This is a genomic window from Aerosakkonema funiforme FACHB-1375, from assembly GCF_014696265.1.
In the GTDB taxonomy this organism is placed as follows: domain Bacteria; phylum Cyanobacteriota; class Cyanobacteriia; order Cyanobacteriales; family Aerosakkonemataceae; genus Aerosakkonema; species Aerosakkonema funiforme_A.
In genome coordinates this window covers 45,475-59,952 of record NZ_JACJPW010000038.1, presented here as the reverse complement: position 1 = coordinate 59,952, position 14,478 = coordinate 45,475, and the positions used below count along the sequence as shown (strand labels likewise).

Here is a 14,478-nt window from a genome sequence, read left to right as displayed (position 1 = left end):
TGTTTGGAGGGGCTAGGGCGTCGGGGTTAGGGCGTCGGGAAGAGGGAAAAGGGAGAGTGGGGGAGCGGGAGAGCGGGAGAGTGGGGGAGCGGGAAAGTGTAAGAACGACATAAAGGTCGAAAATGTACATATAAATTCCCCCACTCCCCCACTCCCCCACTCCCCCACTCTCCCTTTCAAACTTTTTCCTTCGCAGGCGGTGTAATCCGAGTCTTATTCAAGGTAACCTCCAGTTCCCTGAGAAATTCAAAATCATTTTCGACTAAAGGTTGACTTGCGCTTCCCAAAACTCCCTCATCCGCAGAGGGGTGCTTTTCCAGGAAAGCAAAAGCTTGGCGAAACTGACGCGGACTTGCTTCGATGGGCGAATCTAAGTGACAGGGAACAATGCGCTGGAAATCCCAACTGGCTACATGATTAGCCCATTCGATCGTTTCTTTGGGTGCGCGATTGAGAATGAGAGTTTGCAGAACTGGTGCAACAAACAATCGTCCGCCACCGAAGAGCGCCTCAAAAGATTGTTGCCAACCATCTTTCCAATTAAACGGAAACAAACCGAAATAAGCTTTTTTGGAGCGATCGGGCGCTGAGAGAGCCTTGCGAAATAGCTCTGAAAAAAGAACTGTATCCAGTTTACTCGGTCGAAAATAAAAAGCAAACAGACAAATCCGCTGCCATCCCTTGCGACGGTTCGCTTCGCTGTCTCGGATCGCATCGAAAGCATCGTCTTTGGCGTGAAAAAGCAAAGGATAGGGGTCAATTTGAACGATTTCTGGCGGATTTTCCGGTATGGAAACCACCGCATCTGTCACCAGCAACGTGCGTGTCAGCTTGTGGAAAAATGCCACTTCCCCAAATCGCCCCAGTCCGAGATCTAGCGGGCCCAGTATTGCGTAATCAAATTCTTTAGCAAAAGGTGCTTTGCTGCTATCTGAAGGTAATATATGAGTGCGTTTGGGTGGAAAACCCAGCCAACTCAACGGTAGATTGAGGGGAAAACTCCACTGGGAAGGCGCGACGAAGACTTGGGCCAAAGGGAAACGTCTGGCGAAGGGGCCAACAAAAACTTTATGTTCGATGCCGGAAACTGTAGGCAGGATGATATATTTAACATCGCCATACTTTGCCGCCAACTCGTTGACCAGACGAATGCACTCTTTGGTGGGTGCGATCGGTGCATAAACGAGCAGACCGCCTTCAGATAGCTTAACTACGGTCATCCGAATTGGCACGGCAACGTAGAAGATGCCTTGGATTTGGTCAAAATTCCAAATCGTATCTTTTACTATCTCTCGGCGGAGTGTGCGCCGCCTGCTGTATGGGTAAAGTGGCACAACTGGCCAGAAAGCCCAAGACCAGTCTCCAGGACTGATGCTCGCATCAACTTGTCCCCCCTGCGGAAATAACTGTTTAGTCATCAGTCATCAGTCATCAGTAATTAGTCAGTTTTTAGTACACACTTCGCCGAGAGTTGGCGAAATAGTTAGAGAGTGAGGATTATTTAAAACTACACCTGCAAGTGCGGTACAGTCAACTAATGACCGATCGCTTTGAGTTCAATTTAATCAAAATAAATAAATAATCTCATCTCCACCAGCAGCGATTGCCCAAAAAATAGGCAATCTTATCTGCGTTCATCTGCGTGTATCTGCCTATATCTGCGGTTAAATTTCTTAATTCCACAAAAAGTAATGCCGCCATCAAGGCGGCATTACTTTTTTCACGTTGGTTTATTGACTGTTGAAGGTTTTTGTCATTACCAAAGGGCTCTCACAGGCCGACTCGGTTGAGTGGTAGTTCCGGTTGTGGTATCTACAGCCGGTTCTACATTTGATTCGTTGGTTTGCTCTACCATCTGAGACGAATTTTGAACATTACCGCTGGTTTGTTCGCTGGTTTGTTCGATGCGAGCGGGAGTGGAGGTACTTCTGCGAATAGTAGTTTCTTCTACTACTGTCCGCCGAGTTGTGCTTCCACCCATCATTTCTGTTGTGGTGCTTTCTTCGGAAGCGGAAGATGCCGATCCCATGTTCAGGACTTCCACGACAAGATTGCCATCCCTCATAGAGGTGGAAATTTCCATTCCGGGGCGCAGTCCCAGACGCTGTATTTCGGTGCGGCTAATCATTACTTCTGTAGAGTCGCCATTGGGCATTTCCAGGGTGACCACATTGCCGACAATACTTCTAATCTTGCCTCTCATACTTTGAGACAGTTCCATCCGATCGGTCTGGTTGATAACCTGCCTCTGTGCTTGTTCCTCTAATGGGCGAGCGATCGCCGGACAAACTGCCACTAAGGAAAGCAAAAGCGATAGTGCTGTACCCGTGAATAATTTTGTTTTTTGAAGACGCATTACAACCTCACTTTTACGAAAAATACCGGAGCGCAGACTGTGCAGTCTATTCAATCCGAATTGATAAGACGTCGATAAAACACTAACATCTTACAGATTTTAACCTAATTGGGTTGGCTGGAACTCTGTCTAAAGATATCAGCCTTCTGTTTTGCACAGGTTTGGAAATGCTCTTTGCGATCGTCAGATCGCCTAGCTGAAAATACAAAGACTTTTACAGAGTAATAGTATATACTCTGCTCGGTCTGAAAGTAGGGTTTTTGTTATTGCGATCGCTACTCAGCAGTATATTGTCAGCAGTCAGATCTTATTTGTCAATAATTTATGACTTATGACCCACGACTAATGACTGGCAAAAAGCATAGCTATACTATACAGGATTTCGATTAAAAAAGTATTAAGACAAGATTTAGATAGTATAATATGTGGCCAATAAACTAATCTGCGTCTAAAATCTGCTTGAATTGTTTGCTAAGGATGATAGATGAAAGCAATGGTGAGAGGAGAATCCCTATCTAGAAGGTTCATGCTGCTCTGCTTCAATGCAGTAGTTTTACTGAGTTCGAGTCAACCACAAGCTACAGCCTCTATACTAACTGCACAAGAGGCAACTATCGGCGAGGCAAAACTTCAAAGTCACATCCCTGCTCTCGCACAACCAGCTTTTGTGGAATCGGTATCCCCTGCTACTCAACCGCCATCCTCAGTCAAACCCGCTCAAGATACCAATTTGGTGATCAAATTGCGGGAGCGTAGGGTTTACGTTTATCGGAGCGATCGCGTACAAACCAGTTTTCCGATCGCTGTGGGTAAGGCAGGTTGGGAGACTCCCACAGGCACCTTCCGAGTGATGCAAATGCTGCAAAACCCAGCTTGGGAGCATCCTTGGACAGGACAGGTTATTCCTCCGGGGCCGAATAATCCCTTGGGCATCAGGTGGATTGGCTTTTGGACTGACGGCAAAAATATGATCGGCTTTCACGGCACTCCCAACGAGCAGCTAATCGGAAGGGCAGTTTCCCACGGCTGCGTGCGGATGCGAAATCGGGATATTCAGGCGTTATACGAGCTGGTATCTCTGGGTACGCCCGTAATCGTGGAAAGATAGTTAAAGAAGGGGCTAGGGGCTAGGGGTTAGGGGCTAGGGAAGAGGGAGAGGGAGAGGGAGAGGGAAGAGGGAAGAGGGAAGAGGGAAGAGGGAAGAGGGAAGAGGGAAGAGGGAGAGGGAAAAGGGAAAATCGAAAATATTAATTCTTGCACTCCCCCGCTCTCCCACTCCCGTTTATATACAAATATTAAGCGAGAGAATCTCTTAAATGGGATAAACTGATAAAAATCTGTCAATTCTTACAATTTTTTACAGTGTATTTAACTACAAAAACATTGTTTATATACAAATCTAAAAACAGACTCTTCATTAGATGGGGATAACGGCTCGAAATAAGTAAATCATTATAATTTTTTAACAGTATATTTAACTACAGGAATGTTGTTTATATATAAATATTAAGGATAAGAGTTGAAGCAATCAAACTCGAAAACAATTGTGCAAAACTAAATACAGAACAAGTGTTCGCCAATAGTTAAATTTGGTGGCTAAGCATTGGCGAATGTAATTAACTCTACAAAAATGGCGTAAAGGTAAAGAGCCAGTTACCGAAAATAACAGGAAGTTAGGTATGGAATCTACTGGTATCAAAACGAAACAGAAGGCCGATCGACAAGCAGCATCGGAACATCCCAGCGGCGACAAGCGCTTCAAAGTGTTGGACATTACAATGAAGCGAGCGCAATATCGCCAAGATGCCTTGATCGAAGTGCTGCACAAAGCACAGGAATCCTTCGGTTTCTTAGAAGAAGACGTATTGCTTTATGTAGCGCGAAAGCTGAAACTGCCACTCAGCCGCGTTTTTGGCGTGGCAACCTTTTACCATCTCTTTTCCCTCAAACCGAGTGGGGCGCACAGTTGCGTAGTTTGTCTGGGAACAGCCTGCTACGTCAAAGGCAGCGGCGCAGTACTCTCCGCATTGGAAAATCACACCGGCATCCATCAAGGCGAAACAACAGCAGATGGGCAAATGTCGCTGATGACAGCACGCTGTCTCGGTGCGTGCGGCATAGCGCCGGCAGTAGTTTTTGATGGCACGGTAGCTGGCAAACAGACAGCCGAAGAAGCGATCGACAAAATCAAACAATGGGGAATTGGGAATGAGGCATAAGGCATAGGAGATAGGTAAAAAAAGAAACCAATTAGCGATAAAGAATTATGGATATAACTGAACTGCTGGAAATAGCCGAAAAAGAGCGTTCTCACCAAAAGCCAATTCGCGTGCATTGCTGTACCTCAACCGGTTGCCGCGCAGCTAATTCGCTCTCAGTTAAAAAAAATTTGGAAGGGGCAGTTAAAGATGTTGGCTTAAGCGATCGCGTCCAAGTTGTCGGGGTCGGTTGTATGGGTTTCTGCGGCAACGGGCCACTGGTAGAAATCGACCCACAAGAAAAACTCTACGAACGAGTTACCCCCAACGATGCTGCCAGTATTATCGAAGCCATCAACGGCGGGATTGCCACCGCACCGGAAGGCGATCTCAAACATCCATTTTTTGCCCGTCAACTGCGGATAGTCCGCGAAAACAGCGGCAAAATAGACCCAGAAAGCATCGATGAATATATCGCTGTTGGCGGGTATCAACCCTTATATAAAGTTATCCACGACATGACGCCAGCAGAAGTTGTGGATGAAATTACCCGCAGCGGATTGCGGGGAAGGGGTGGTGCCGGTTATCCGACCGGATTGAAGTGGGCGACAGTCGCCAAAATGCCACCGGGACAGAAATATATAGTATGCAACGGCGACGAAGGCGATCCCGGTGCGTTCATGGATCGTTCTGTGTTGGAAAGCGATCCGCATAAAGTTTTAGAAGGAATGGCGATCGCAGGTTATGCTGTAGGCGCATCCGAAGGCTACATCTACGTCCGCGCCGAATATCCCCTCGCGATCGAACGCTTGGAAACTGCCATCAAACAAGCGAAAAAATTGGGTATCTTAGGCAGTCAAATTTTCTACTCCGCCTTTGACTTCAAAATTAACATCCGCATCGGTGCCGGTGCGTTTGTCTGCGGCGAAGAAACCGCCTTAATTAGCTCGATCGAAGGCGGACGCGGCAACCCGCGCCCCCGTCCTCCCTACCCAGCCCAAGAAGGACTTTGGGGTTGTCCGACTCTGATTAATAACGTAGAAACCTTCGCCAATATAGCTGCGATCGTTCGCGAAGGTGGCGATTGGTACGCCAGCATCGGCACAGAAAAAAGCAAAGGCACCAAAGTCTTCGCCCTCACAGGTAAAATCCGCAACAACGGTTTGATCGAAGTACCAATGGGCATTACCCTGCGGGAAATTGTCGCAGAAATGGGCGGCGGTATCCCCGATGGCGAAGTCAAAGCCGTGCAAACCGGTGGCCCTTCCGGTGGCTGCATCCCCGCCTCCCTGCTAGACACCCCCGTAGATTACGAATCGTTAAGCAACTTGGGATCGATGATGGGTTCCGGCGGCATGGTGGTAATGGATAAAGAAACCAGCATGGTGGAAGTCGCCCGCTTTTATATGGAATTCTGTCGCGGCGAAACTTGCGGCAAGTGCATTCCCTGTCGTGCGGGAACGGTGCAGATGTACCATACTTTGACGAAAATCCTCAAAGGAGAAGCAAATCAAACGGATTTGGAAAGATTGCAAGCACTCTGCGACATGGTGAAACATACCAGCTTGTGCGGATTGGGTCAGTCTGCGCCCAATCCGGTGATCAGTACGCTGCGCTATTTCCCAGAGGAGTATACGACACTGATTAAGCCGGATGTTCTGAATGGCAAAGTTGCAGTCAGTCATTAGGGAGTTAGGGAAAGTTTGATGGCAGAAACGATGAAAGCAGTACGCATCCATACCTATGGCGGTCTAGATGTTCTCTCTTACGAAGATGCGCCGCGTCCTCAAATTGCTGAAGATGAGATATTGGTTCGCGTTTGCGCCGCCGGAGTTAATCCGGTGGATTGGAAGATTCGCGAAGGTTATCTTGCAGGTATGCTGAACCATTCGTTACCCCTGATTTTGGGTTGGGATGTTTCGGGGGAAGTGGTGGAAGTCGGTGCAGCAGTTAGCGAGTTCAAAGTCGGCGATGCTGTTTATGCGCGACCGGATATTAACCGCGACGGTGCTTATGCTGAGTTCATCGCTATCAAAGCTGCGGAAGTGGCATTTAAGCCTAGCTCATTAAACCACATACAAGCAGCTGCTGTGCCTTTGGCTGGGTTGACGGCGTGGAAATCGCTGTTCGACGCCGCCAATTTGCAAGCCGGTCAAAGGGTGTTGATTCACGCGGCGTCTGGCGGTGTGGGTAGTTATGCGGTGCAGTTGGCTGGCTGGAAGGGTGCGGAGGCGATCGGCACAGCTTCAGCTCGCAATCTCGACTTTTTACGGGAACTGGGAGTTAAAGAGGCGATCGATTATCAAGCCGTGCGGTTTGAGGAAGTAGTTCGCGATGTGGATGTCGTGTTCGATACGATCGGCGGGGATGTGCAGGAACGTTCTTGGCAAGTTTTGAAACCCGGTGGTGTGCTGGTTTCTGTGATTACTCCCCCACCTGCGGAGATTGCTGCACAACATAACTGCCGAGGTGAGTATGTTTTCATTCAACCAGATGCGGCACAACTAACAGAAATTGCCCAGTTAATTGATGCAGGTTATGTCAAACCGATGGTGGAAACTGTACTGCCTTTGGCAGATGTGCGTCAAGCTCACCAGTTAAGTCAAAGTCATCGCGCTAGAGGAAAGATAGTGCTGCAAGTTCTCGATTAAAACGAGTTGACACCAGCGCAGTTTTATGGAGTAGAAATTATGTCAGTAAAGACGTTAAAAATTGATGAGATTGAGGTAGCGATCGAGGCAGGTGCAACAGTTCTACAAGCAGCCAAAGAAGCAGGCGTTCGCATCCCGACTTTGTGCCATTTAGACGGAGTTTCCGATGTGGGCGCTTGTCGGTTGTGTTTGGTGGAAGTTGCCGGAAGTAGCAAACTTCAACCTGCTTGCGTGACGGAAGTAGCTGAGGGAATGCAAATTCAAACTAACACTCCCAGGCTGAAAGAATATCGTCGCATGATTGTGGAAATGCTATTTTCTGAAGGCAATCACGTCTGCGCTGTTTGTGTGGCAAATGGGAATTGCGAATTGCAAAATTTGGCGATAGAAATGGGGATGGATCACTCGCGTTTCCCTTACCGTTTCCCGGAACGAGATATCGATGTTTCTCACGAACGTTTTGGCATCGATCACAATCGCTGCGTGCTGTGTACTCGCTGCGTGCGGGTATGCGATGAAATTGAAGGCGCTCATGTTTGGGATGTGGGATTTCGGGGTGCTGCGGCGAAGGTAATTACGGGTTTGAATCAGCCTTGGGGACAGGTGGATGCTTGTACTAGCTGCGGTAAGTGTGTGGAAGCTTGTCCTACGGGTGCGATTTTCCACAAAGGATCGACGGTGGCGGAAATGGAACGCGATCGCACGAAATTGGACTTTTTAGTTACAGCGCGGGAGAAAAAAGAATGGACAAGATAAAATTTGCAACGGTTTGGTTGGCTGGTTGTTCTGGCTGTCATATGTCTTTTCTCGATTTAGATGAATGGCTGATCGATCTAGCTGAAAAAGTAGATGTGGTTTACAGTCCGGTTGGTTGCGATCTTAAAGAATATCCCGAAAATGTGGATGTTTGTTTGGTGGAAGGCGCTATTGCTAATGAGGAAAATCTCGAACTAATCCATCAAGTGAGAGCGAAAACAAAATTGCTGATTTCTTTTGGCGATTGCGCGGTTACTGCTAATGTACCGGCAATGCGAAATATGATTAAAGGCACAGATCCGGTACTGAAACGCTGCTATTTGGAATTAGGCGACGAGAATCGCCAACTTCCCAGGTTTCCAGGGATTGTACCGGAATTGCTCGATCGCGTGATTCCAGTGCATGAAGTGGTAAAAGTCGATATGTTTTTGCCGGGATGTCCGCCATCTGCCGATCGCATTCAAGCTGCGATCGAACCTTTGCTGAAAGGTGACAAACCTGTGATGGAAGGACGCGAAATGATTAAGTTTGGCTAAGGGGGAATTTTGGATTTTAGATTTTGGATTTTAGATTGAAGTTAAATTGCCAATCTAAAATTTGAAATTTCCCAATTACCAATTACCGGATCTCAAACAAACGTACATGGATAGCAAACAAACCCAACCAAAGTGTATAACCCTGCGATCGCAAATCGCGCAGCTAAAAGAGCCCATTATTATCGGCGTTGCTGGCGATAGCGGTAGCGGTAAATCCACTTACAGCAATGGAATTAGGCGGCTTTTGGGCACCGACTTAGTTAGTACCATTGAAATGGATGGGTATCACAAAGAAGATCGGGAACAGCGGCGCATTAGCGGTCGTTTACCCCTCGATCCGGAAGCCAATCATTTAGATTTGCTGCGATCGCATTTGGCACTTCTCAAACAAGCCAAATCCATAGAAGTACCAATTTACAATCACGGTACTGGTAAATTCGATTCGCCAGTACATCTCGCGCCATCTCCCATTGTAGTTGTAGAAGGATTGCACGCCCTTTATCCAGAAATTTTGCCTTTACTGGATTTCAGTATTTATGTAGACCCCGATCATGATGTAAAATGGCAGTGGAAGTATGAGCGAGATGTCAAAAAACGCGGTCATCTAGCCGAAGCTTTAACTGAGGAAATGCTCAAGCGGGAAGCCGCTTACAAAAGATGGATTGATTTCCAAAAAACCAATGCCAATGTAGTTATCAAAATCTTTCCCAGTCACCTGAAGGAGTTCTCCCGCCATGAGTTTACGGGGAATCTGCCAGCTAACTGCTACAAAGTGGAATTGATTGTCGAACCAGGACAAGTTTCGCTGCCAAGTTTGCCGCTACCTTTTGACTTTGCCGCCATGTTGGAAGCTAACCAGCCGCCTTTCATGTTAGCTGCGGTTCCCTGTACTTATTGGGGAAGAAAGGTGATGATTATTCACATCGACGGTGTGCTATCTCAGGATACGATCGCCACTTTAGAAAAACAAATTGTCGCCTATACAGGTATTCCGTTGGAGGAAGGACTGTCAACGCAAAATATCCCGGATTTACAGGCTCACGAACAAGTATCTGCAACCCAGTTCGCGCAATTACTAATTACTTGGCGCTTCTTGGAATTGGTCAATCATCGCTTATCTGAATTGATGGCTAGGTGAAATTTAATAACAAAGAAAATCATCAATTCAAAATTGTTATAAACAAGGTGAATCCCATGTCGAAGACTATCGTTATCGATCCTGTTACTAGAATAGAAGGTCATGCTAAAATTTCTGTTTATTTAGATGATGCTGGTGAAGTATCCGATGCGCGTTTCCACGTTGTTGAATTTCGCGGATTCGAGAAATTCTGCGAAGGCAGACCGATGTGGGAAATGGCGGGAATCACAGCGAGAATTTGCGGTATTTGTCCGGTCAGTCACTTGTTGGCATCGGCAAAAACGGGAGATAAAATTTTGGCTGTAAAAATTCCCCCCGCTGCTGATAAATTGCGGCGGATGATGAATTTGGCGCAGTTTACGCAATCGCACGCCCTGAGTTTCTTCCATCTCAGCAGTCCGGATTTTCTGTTAGGTTGGGATAGCGATCCGGCCAAAAGAAATGTGTTTGGTTTGATTGAGGCTGACCCGGATTTGGCTAGGGCTGGTATTCGCTTGCGGCAATTCGGACAGAAGATTATTGAATTGCTGGGGGGTAAGAAAATTCACGCGGCGTGGTCAGTTCCTGGCGGTGTGCGATCGCCTCTTTCGGAAGAAGGACGCGCCTGGATACGCGATCGACTTCCGGAATCTCGCACGACAACTAAAGCCGCCCTCGATTTGTTCAAAAATATGCTCGATCGCTTCACCACGGAAGTGCAAGAATTCGGGAATTTCCCCTCTTTATTCATGGGTTTAGTGGGCAAAAATGGGGAATGGGAACACTACGGCGGACACCTGCGTTTTACCGATAGCAATGGCAATATTGTTGCCGATAATCTCAGTGAAGATGACTACAAAGAATTTTTGGGCGAAGCTGTAGAATCTTGGTCTTATCTGAAATTCCCTTACTACAAACCTTTAGGATATCCAGATGGAATTTATCGGGTAGGGCCATTAGCAAGGCTAAATATTTGCAATAATATTGGTACAGAAGCAGCCGATCGCGAGTTGCAAGAAATGCGCGATCGCGCTGGTGGAGTTCCTACCTCTTCCTTCTTCTATCACTATGCCAGATTGGTAGAAATTCTCGCCGCCATTGAAAAAATCGAACAGTTGGTGGACGATCCCGACGTTGTTTCCAAGCGAGTCCGCGCCGATGCCGGTATTAACAATTTGGATGCTGTGGGAGTCAGCGAAGCACCGCGAGGCACCCTGTTCCACCACTATCAGGTAGATGAAAATGGCTTGATTAAAAAAGTCAACCTGATTATCGCCACCGGACAAAATAACCTGGCGATGAATAAAACCGTAACTCAAATTGCTAAGCATTATATCCACGGCAATGAAATTCCGGAAGGAATGTTAAACCGCGTCGAAGCTGGCATTCGCGCCTTCGATCCCTGCTTGAGTTGTTCCACTCACGCAGCCGGACAAATGCCTCTGCATATCGAATTAATTGCAGCAGATGGAACAGTTGTTGCTGAAGTCGATCGGCAATAGAAAGTTGAAAATTTTGGTTGGGTTTTGTTAATTCAACCCAACCGAAATTCTCTACCTAAAAGGAGAGATAGACCATGAAAAAAGAGAATCTGTATTTATGTATGGGTTCCGCTTGCCATCAACTCGGAGTTTATGAAGTTTTACCTAAACTGCAAAGTATGATTGGCGAATATAACCTGGAAGATAAAATAGAATTAAAAGGATCTTTTTGTCTGGAAACCTGTAGCGACGGCATCGCGATGAAATTTCGAGACAAAGTTTTTTTCAAGATTAATCCCGGTAATATCGAGCAAAAGTTTAAAGAGGAAATTCTACCAAATATAAATTAGGGAGTAAACTTGTGGAAAAAAGCGACAAAACACTGTGGGAACTTTTATGGCAGTACGACCCAAATGGGTTGATTGTCGTTGACAAGGACATGAATATCAAACTTGTCAATCCCGGCTTTTGTAAAATGTTTAACGTCCTTCAAGAAAATATCATTGGTAAACCCGCATCAACACTACTTAAGGATGTTAGTGATTTTCAAAAAGCCTGGGATAAAAATATAGTCATTCGAGTTACAGAAAAAGAGTACAAAAAGCAAAATTTATATGTCACAAAGGTAATTTTTCCGATCCCAGATCAAAACATAATCGCCTGTATCATGGTTGATATCACCCATGAAAGACAGCGGCAAAAAGAAATGGTAAAACTAAGAAAAGAAACTGTAGTTAAGGTTAATGAAGTAGTAGATAACCAAATGAAAGTAGCCCAAGAAATTGCTGGTTTGCTGGGTGAGACTACTGCCGAAACCAAAGTCAGCCTTCTCAAAATAATTAAAATGCTCGAACATGAAATTGGAGAAGAAGAGGACGATGGATAATTTTTTGGATATTTACGAGCTAAGCTTGAATAAAAAAGGGGAAGAACTTTGCGGCGATAAAGTCAAATTCCGCAAAACAGAAAATAAAACTACCATCGTGTTGTCTGATGGCTTGGGAAGCGGCGTCAAAGCCAATATTCTGGCCACCTTAACTACAGAAATTCTGATTACGATGCTTAATGCTGATGTGCCGCTTGAGGAAGTAATTAAAACCACGATCGGCACTTTACCTATCTGCCAAGTAAGAAAGATTGCTTACGCGACATTTACGATTATTCAAATCGATCATAAAAGTAATAAGTTTGAAGTAATTAACTTTGATAATCCGCCCGTATTTTTTTTCAGTCAAGGGAAATTAATTAAGTTAGAACATAAAACCGAAAAAATATTGGATAAAAAAATCACCGTTTCGGAGGGTTTCCTGGAAAGAGGGGATTTTATAGGGGCGGTCAGTGACGGAGTGCTATACGCTGGGTTAGGCCAAACCTTAAATTTTGGTTGGGGTTGGGAAAGTATAGCCGAATTCATACAAGCTTTGTTTATCAAACAAACTAATTCAGTTCGTCATATTATTCATAGCGTCATCGCCGAAACCCATTCTCTTTATCGAGGCAAAATCGGCGATGATGCGACATTTGTCGGCGTATATGTCAGAAAACGAAATCCGTTGATGGTTTTCACAGGCCCTCCTTTGGAAAAAAGTAAGGATAATTATTATGTTGAAAATTTTTTGAATTTCGACGGTCGCAAAATAGTCTGCGGCGGTACTACGGGCAATATTGTAGCTAAGTATTTAGGAGAAACTATTGAAATGGATATTTCCACGATGCGGAAGGACTTGCCGCCAATTGGACAATTAAAGGGAGTGGATTTAGTTACAGAAGGAATTTTAACCATTTCCAAGGTGATTGAAATTTTAAAAGCTTGTAATTGCGATGTGACTAGATTGCCCAACGATAACAACGGCGCGGTTATGTTGGTGCGGGAAATTCTAGAGGCAGATTCGATCTTGTTCTTGTTGGGGCAAAAGATAAATGATTTTTATCAAAATCCTTTGTTGCCCAAGAATATTTCTATTCGTCGAAATTTAATAGAGGAGTTAGTCAAATTGTTAAGAGATAAGCAAAAAGAGGTAATTTTGGAATATTGTTAAAGTAACGCAAGTTGGAGCGTTAGAGTACAAGCAAAGATCGCCTACGAAATTTGAAATAATATGAATTGTAATCTGGCGGTTACGTTACAAACACTTAATAAATGTTTTGTCATCATCGGTTATGGTAACGATTTGCGTAGCGATGATGCTATTGGCCCTTGCGTTGCCAAAGCAGTGGAAGCATGGGGAGTGCCAAATGTAGATTCCCTAGCTTTGCAGCAACTCACACCAGAACTGGCGGACAGATTGCAAGATGCCTACGGTGCAATTTTTGTAGACGCAAGTAGTTCGCCGGAGGTAAAAAAAGTGGAGGTGTTAGCGATCGAACCGATCGAATCCGGAAAAACGATGACCCACACAAGCGATCCGCGATCGCTTCTCGCCCTCACGAAAGCACTCTACGGTCGTTATCCTCATGCTTGGTTGGTGAAGGTACCGGCAGTTAACTTTGAGTTAGGCGAATCGCTTTCGCCGATTGCCCAAAAAGGAATTGACGATGCTTTAGAAGAGATTGACTATCTGCTACGCAGCCAAACTTATGCGTCTCATTCGTGATGGTTTGCCGCACATTTTTCGTAGCTAATAGCAATACGCAAGGAGAACATAAAGTTTTCAGAAGTCAGCAATAATTTGCTATATTAAAATAAAATAGCAAATTACAAATGAAAAATAACGAATAGAGGTACAAAAAATGCTGAAAGCAGCAGACATAATGACCAAAGCAGTAGTCACCATTCGCGGCTCGGCAACGGTGGCTGAAGCAGTAAAATTGCTCAAAGACAAAGGTTTGCGAGCCTTAATTGTGGAGCGCCGTCACGATCGAGATTCTTACGGAATTGTTACTGAGACCGATATTGTTTACAAAGTGACTGCTTTTGGAATAGACCCCAAAAAAGTGCGCGTCTACGAAATTATGACCAAGCCCTGCATCGTCGTAAATCCGGATCTCGGTGTGGAATATGTGGCGCGGTTATTTGCTAATACTGGCATCCGGAGGGCACCAGTAATTCAAGACAAACTGCTGGGGATCGTCTCTATTACCGACATTCTTACTAAAGGTGACTTTGTAGAACAACCCAAAGAAGTTCTCATGGAGTCCGAAATCGAAAAAGCTATTGCCAATGCTCGTGCTATTTGTGCCGAAAAAGGTGCTACTTCTAAAGACTGTGCTGTGGCTTGGGATATTGTAGAAGAACTGCAAGCCGAAGCAGCTCATCAGCGGTCAAAGAAAATTGATAAAACAGCATTCCAGGAATACTGCGAAGAATATCCAGAGGCGGCAGAATCTCGGATATACGACATTTGATTTAACCCCACTCCCAGCCCCTTTCCGCCACGGGGAGG

Annotated in this window: 15 protein-coding genes; 13 read left to right on the top strand and 2 right to left on the bottom strand. The window is 45.5% G+C overall.

Annotation, left to right across the window (positions count from 1 at the left end; translation table 11 throughout):
• Positions 1 to 176: 176 nt before the first annotated feature.
• Both H6G03_RS16015 and H6G03_RS16010 read right to left on the bottom strand, forming a co-directional pair.
• Positions 177 to 1,418 (bottom strand): DUF4336 domain-containing protein, encoded by a 1,242-nt coding sequence (locus H6G03_RS16015; RefSeq protein ID WP_190465374.1) that lies wholly within the window; start codon positions 1,416 to 1,418, stop codon positions 177 to 179.
• 338 nt (positions 1,419 to 1,756) lie between these two features.
• Positions 1,757 to 2,356 carry a hypothetical protein gene (locus H6G03_RS16010; protein ID WP_190465372.1) on the bottom strand — a complete coding sequence of 200 codons (600 nt, stop codon included), beginning with the start codon at positions 2,354 to 2,356 and terminating at the stop codon, positions 1,757 to 1,759.
• A 526-nt stretch (positions 2,357 to 2,882) separates the two neighbouring features.
• Here H6G03_RS16010 and H6G03_RS16005 point away from each other — a divergent pair.
• From H6G03_RS16005 to H6G03_RS15945, 13 genes are all read left to right on the top strand, one after another.
• Positions 2,883 to 3,464, top strand: coding sequence for a L,D-transpeptidase (locus H6G03_RS16005; protein WP_242060412.1), 582 nt, complete (start codon positions 2,883 to 2,885; stop codon positions 3,462 to 3,464).
• Between the two features lie 571 nt (positions 3,465 to 4,035).
• On the top strand, positions 4,036 to 4,575 hold the full coding sequence (gene hoxE / locus H6G03_RS16000; protein WP_190465369.1) for a bidirectional hydrogenase complex protein HoxE: 540 nt from the start codon (positions 4,036 to 4,038) through the stop codon (positions 4,573 to 4,575).
• A gap of 47 nt (positions 4,576 to 4,622) precedes the next feature.
• Positions 4,623 to 6,242, top strand: coding sequence for a NuoF family protein (locus tag H6G03_RS15995; protein ID WP_190465367.1), 1,620 nt, complete (start codon positions 4,623 to 4,625; stop codon positions 6,240 to 6,242).
• Between the two features lie 30 nt (positions 6,243 to 6,272).
• Positions 6,273 to 7,205 (top strand): zinc-binding dehydrogenase, encoded by a 933-nt coding sequence (locus H6G03_RS15990; RefSeq protein ID WP_190465411.1) that lies wholly within the window; start codon positions 6,273 to 6,275, stop codon positions 7,203 to 7,205.
• A 39-nt stretch (positions 7,206 to 7,244) separates the two neighbouring features.
• Positions 7,245 to 7,961 carry a bidirectional hydrogenase complex protein HoxU gene (hoxU, locus tag H6G03_RS15985; protein ID WP_190465366.1) on the top strand — a complete coding sequence of 239 codons (717 nt, stop codon included), beginning with the start codon at positions 7,245 to 7,247 and terminating at the stop codon, positions 7,959 to 7,961.
• A complete protein-coding gene (locus tag H6G03_RS15980) occupies positions 7,949 to 8,497 on the top strand; it encodes an NADH-quinone oxidoreductase subunit B family protein (protein ID WP_190465364.1) in 549 nt (182 codons plus the stop codon). The genes hoxU and H6G03_RS15980 overlap by 13 nt, the downstream gene beginning before the upstream one ends.
• Before the next feature lie 61 nt (positions 8,498 to 8,558).
• Complete coding sequence (locus tag H6G03_RS15975) at positions 8,559 to 9,635, top strand: phosphoribulokinase (protein WP_242060411.1); 1,077 nt, start codon at positions 8,559 to 8,561, stop codon at positions 9,633 to 9,635.
• 56 nt (positions 9,636 to 9,691) lie between these two features.
• Positions 9,692 to 11,116: a Ni/Fe hydrogenase subunit alpha gene (locus tag H6G03_RS15970; RefSeq protein ID WP_190465362.1), complete on the top strand. Its 1,425-nt coding sequence runs from the start codon at positions 9,692 to 9,694 to the stop codon at positions 11,114 to 11,116.
• Positions 11,117 to 11,190: 74 nt separating this feature from the next.
• On the top strand, positions 11,191 to 11,445 hold the full coding sequence (locus tag H6G03_RS15965; RefSeq protein WP_190465360.1) for a (2Fe-2S) ferredoxin domain-containing protein: 255 nt from the start codon (positions 11,191 to 11,193) through the stop codon (positions 11,443 to 11,445).
• Between the two features lie 11 nt (positions 11,446 to 11,456).
• Entirely contained in the window at positions 11,457 to 11,981 is a 525-nt protein-coding gene (locus tag H6G03_RS15960; RefSeq protein ID WP_190465358.1) for a PAS domain-containing protein, read from the top strand.
• Positions 11,974 to 13,134: a SpoIIE family protein phosphatase gene (locus tag H6G03_RS15955; RefSeq protein WP_190465356.1), complete on the top strand. Its 1,161-nt coding sequence runs from the start codon at positions 11,974 to 11,976 to the stop codon at positions 13,132 to 13,134. The genes H6G03_RS15960 and H6G03_RS15955 overlap by 8 nt, the downstream gene beginning before the upstream one ends.
• A gap of 60 nt (positions 13,135 to 13,194) precedes the next feature.
• On the top strand, positions 13,195 to 13,689 hold the full coding sequence (locus H6G03_RS15950; protein WP_190465353.1) for a hydrogenase maturation protease: 495 nt from the start codon (positions 13,195 to 13,197) through the stop codon (positions 13,687 to 13,689).
• Between the two features lie 136 nt (positions 13,690 to 13,825).
• Entirely contained in the window at positions 13,826 to 14,440 is a 615-nt protein-coding gene (locus H6G03_RS15945; RefSeq protein ID WP_190465352.1) for a CP12 domain-containing protein, read from the top strand.
• Positions 14,441 to 14,478 lie beyond the last annotated feature (38 nt).

Bases quoted from the DNA above. Each gene is read 5' to 3' on its own strand.
- H6G03_RS15990 (WP_190465411.1), top strand. From the start codon at position 6,273: ATGAAAGCAGTACGCATCCATACCTATGGCGGTCTAGATGTTCTCTCT.
- H6G03_RS15995 (WP_190465367.1), top strand. From the start codon at position 4,623: ATGGATATAACTGAACTGCTGGAAATAGCCGAAAAAGAGCGTTCTCAC.
- H6G03_RS15950 (WP_190465353.1), top strand. From the start codon at position 13,195: ATGAATTGTAATCTGGCGGTTACGTTACAAACACTTAATAAATGTTTT.
- H6G03_RS15945 (WP_190465352.1), top strand. From the start codon at position 13,826: ATGCTGAAAGCAGCAGACATAATGACCAAAGCAGTAGTCACCATTCGC.
- H6G03_RS15955 (WP_190465356.1), top strand. From the start codon at position 11,974: ATGGATAATTTTTTGGATATTTACGAGCTAAGCTTGAATAAAAAAGGG.
- H6G03_RS16010 (WP_190465372.1), bottom strand. From the start codon at position 2,356: ATGCGTCTTCAAAAAACAAAATTATTCACGGGTACAGCACTATCGCTT.
- H6G03_RS15980 (WP_190465364.1), top strand. From the start codon at position 7,949: ATGGACAAGATAAAATTTGCAACGGTTTGGTTGGCTGGTTGTTCTGGC.
- H6G03_RS16005 (WP_242060412.1), top strand. From the start codon at position 2,883: ATGCTGCTCTGCTTCAATGCAGTAGTTTTACTGAGTTCGAGTCAACCA.
- H6G03_RS15970 (WP_190465362.1), top strand. From the start codon at position 9,692: ATGTCGAAGACTATCGTTATCGATCCTGTTACTAGAATAGAAGGTCAT.
- H6G03_RS16015 (WP_190465374.1), bottom strand. From the start codon at position 1,418: ATGACTAAACAGTTATTTCCGCAGGGGGGACAAGTTGATGCGAGCATC.
- hoxU (WP_190465366.1), top strand. From the start codon at position 7,245: ATGTCAGTAAAGACGTTAAAAATTGATGAGATTGAGGTAGCGATCGAG.
- H6G03_RS15965 (WP_190465360.1), top strand. From the start codon at position 11,191: ATGAAAAAAGAGAATCTGTATTTATGTATGGGTTCCGCTTGCCATCAA.
- hoxE (WP_190465369.1), top strand. From the start codon at position 4,036: ATGGAATCTACTGGTATCAAAACGAAACAGAAGGCCGATCGACAAGCA.